This is a genomic window from Vibrio sp. OPT46 (assembly GCF_015163535.1).
GTDB lineage: Bacteria > Pseudomonadota > Gammaproteobacteria > Enterobacterales > Vibrionaceae > Vibrio > Vibrio alginolyticus.
This window is the reverse complement of the sequence record NZ_JADDYG010000430.1, coordinates 1-481: the sequence shown is the minus strand read 5'-3', so window position 1 is coordinate 481 and position 481 is coordinate 1. Positions and strand designations below refer to the sequence as shown.

At 43.5% G+C, this 481-nt stretch carries 1 protein-coding gene; it reads right to left on the bottom strand.

The window, feature by feature from the left end; all coding sequences use genetic code 11:
* Positions 1 to 481, bottom strand: a 481-nt coding sequence (locus tag IQR33_RS18915; protein ID WP_265575796.1) for an alpha-amylase family glycosyl hydrolase, incomplete at both ends; no start/stop codon positions are given.

The window sequence follows — 481 nt, the reverse complement described above, 5'->3', positions numbered from 1 at the left end:
AACGATATAACTTGGCTAACCTCCAAGCCCAGTTGCCACATAGGTAAATCGATTGAACATTCATTACCACTGAGATTAATCATAACAACGACTGCTTCGCGACCCAGTACACGTGCGTACGCCAACTGGTTGTTAGTGCAATGAAGCCATTGAATACAGCCCGACTGTAAAGGCTTACATTGTTTACGTATCTTGATCCATTGTTGGTAAAGCGATAGCCATTGTGAACTTTCAATTTCATTCCAAGGAAAACAACGACGATTATCCGGGTCTAGCCCTCCTTCTAGACCGACTTCACTCCCGTAGTAAATACAAGGCGTGCCAACGTAAGTCATAAGCATTGCTAGCGCGATGTTCATTTTACGCTTATCACCATCAACCAATGTGATAAACCGAGCAGTATCGTGACTATCGAGTTGATTTAGCTGCGATAGCTGATTAGAAAATGGGATTTTTGCTCTGGCTTCGTCCAACCATGCTT